Raw genomic sequence first — 2,190 nt, forward strand, 5'->3', positions numbered from 1 at the left:
GGATGCTGCCACCGCTTGGCTTGTAGAAGCCGGTCAGGCAGTTGAACACGGTGGTCTTGCCGGCACCGTTGGGGCCGATCAGTGCAACCACTTGTTTCTCTTTCACGGTCAGGGCTACGCCGTTGACCGCCAGCAGGCCGCCGAAGCGCATGCTCAGATTTCCGACTTTCAGGATCTCGCGACTCATTTGCGCAGCTCCATGTGAGGACGTTGCATGGGCAGCAGGCCTTGAGGACGCCAGATCATCATCAGCACCATCAAGGCGCCGAACATCAACATGCGGTATTCACTGAACTCACGCATGAGTTCGGGCAGCAGGATCATCACCACGGCCGCGAGTATCACGCCCAATTGTGAACCCATGCCACCCAGCACCACGATGGCGAGAATGATCGCCGACTCGATGAAGGTGAAGGACTCGGGTGTGACCAACCCCTGACGGGCGGCGAAGAAGCTGCCGGCGAATCCGGCGAAGCTGGCGCCCAGGGTAAACGCTGAAAGCTTGATGATGGTCGGATTGAGTCCCAGCGCACGGCAGGCGATTTCGTCTTCTCGTAGCGCTTCCCAGGCTCGGCCCAAGGGCATGCGTAGCAAACGGTTGATGACGAATAGCGCAAACAGCGCGAGCAACAGCGCGATCAAATAAAGGAAAATCACCTTGTTGATCGAGTTGTATTCCAGACCGAAGTACTCGTGGAATGTTTGCAGGCCTTCAGCGGCTTTGCGTTCGAAGGTCAGGCCGAAGAACGTCGGCTTCTCGATGTTGCTGATGCCGTTCGGGCCACCGGTGAGGTCGGTCAGGTTCCGCAGGAACAGACGGATGATTTCACCGAAGCCCAGGGTCACGATCGCCAGGTAGTCACCGCGCAAGCGCAATACCGGGAAACCGAGGAGGAAGCCAAACGTGGCCGCCATCAAACCGGCAATCGGCAGGCAAATCCAGAAGCTCAGACCGAAGTAGTGCGACAGCAGCGCATAACTGTAGGCGCCGACGGCGTAGAAGCCGACGTAACCGAGGTCGAGCAGGCCAGCCAGGCCGACCACGATGTTCAGGCCCAAGCCGAGCATCACGTAAATCAGCACCAGCGTGGCGATATCCACCGCACCGCGGGAGCCGAAGAACGGCCAGACCAAGGCACCGATGATCAACGCAATGATGATCCAGCGCTGGGTGGTCGGTAGGGTCAGGAAGTTACTGGCCTTGGCCGGAATCAGCGGCAAACTCGGCGAGGATCTCCAGGCCGAGCTGATTTGGTGGCTAAATAGCACCCGCAGGAACATCAGCATCGAGCAGATGGCGATGGTCGCCAGAATGGCCGGGCTGGTGTTATGCACTTCGAGGTTGATGCCGACGATGCTCAGCTTCAAACCGAGTACCGAGTAAGCAACTGCCCACACCAGTAGGATGCTGAATAACGCCGATTTAAAATTCCTAGTCATACTTTCTCAACCTCCGGACGGCCCAACAGGCCAGTTGGCCGGAACAACAACACCAGCACCAATAAACCGAACGCCACGACGTCCTTGTACTGGTCGCCGAAGATATCGGCACCGAAGGCTTCCGCCACGCCCAGTACCAGCCCGCCAAGCATGGCGCCCGGAATGCTGCCGATACCGCCCAGTACCGCGGCGGTGAAGGCCTTGAGGCCGACCAGGAAACCGGCGTTCGGGTTGATCACGCCGTATTGCATGCTCAGCAGCACGGCCGCGATGGCCGCCAGCGCAGCACCGATGACGAAGGTCAGGGCGATGATGTTGTTGGTGTTGATACCCAGCAGGTTGGCCATCTTGATGTCTTCGGCGCAGGCGCGGCAGGCGCGACCCAGGCGAGAGCGGGAGATGAACAGCGTCAGGCCGAGCATGGCGACCAGGGTCACCACGAACACCACGATTTGCATGTAGGAAATGAGCACTTCATGTGCACCACCTGGTCCGAAGGCAAAGTTACCTGGAATCAGGTTGGGGATGGATTTGTCCTTGGAGTCTTGCGCCAGCAGAACCGTGTTTTGTAGGAAGATCGACATGCCGATGGCGGAAATCAGCGGAATCAGACGGTTGCTGCCGCGTAAGGGGCGGTAGGCGATCCGTTCGATGCTGTAACCGTAGGCACTGGCGACGACGATAGTTGCGATGAACGCGGCGGTCATCAACAACGGAACACTGTCGAGTCCCAGCATGGCCAGCCCGGCA

General features: G+C 58.9%; 3 protein-coding genes. All 3 read right to left on the reverse strand.

The genetic code is table 11. From position 1 onward, the window contains the following. Positions 1-187, reverse strand: a 187-nt coding sequence (locus NPS56_RS30835; RefSeq protein WP_274078150.1) for an ATP-binding cassette domain-containing protein, incomplete at its 3' end; no start/stop codon positions are given. Next, the gene (locus NPS56_RS30840; protein ID WP_274078151.1) at positions 184-1,440 is read right to left on the reverse strand and encodes a high-affinity branched-chain amino acid ABC transporter permease LivM; all 1,257 of its coding nucleotides are present in this window, start codon (positions 1,438-1,440) and stop codon (positions 184-186) included. The genes NPS56_RS30840 and NPS56_RS30835, both read right to left, overlap by 4 nt. Then, on the reverse strand, positions 1,437-2,190 hold a 754-nt coding region (locus NPS56_RS30845; RefSeq protein ID WP_274078152.1), incomplete at its 5' end, for an ABC transporter permease subunit. The genes NPS56_RS30845 and NPS56_RS30840, both read right to left, overlap by 4 nt.

It is taken from the genome of Pseudomonas putida, assembly GCF_028682635.1.
Taxonomy (GTDB): Bacteria; Pseudomonadota; Gammaproteobacteria; order Pseudomonadales; family Pseudomonadaceae; genus Aquipseudomonas; species Aquipseudomonas putida_AE.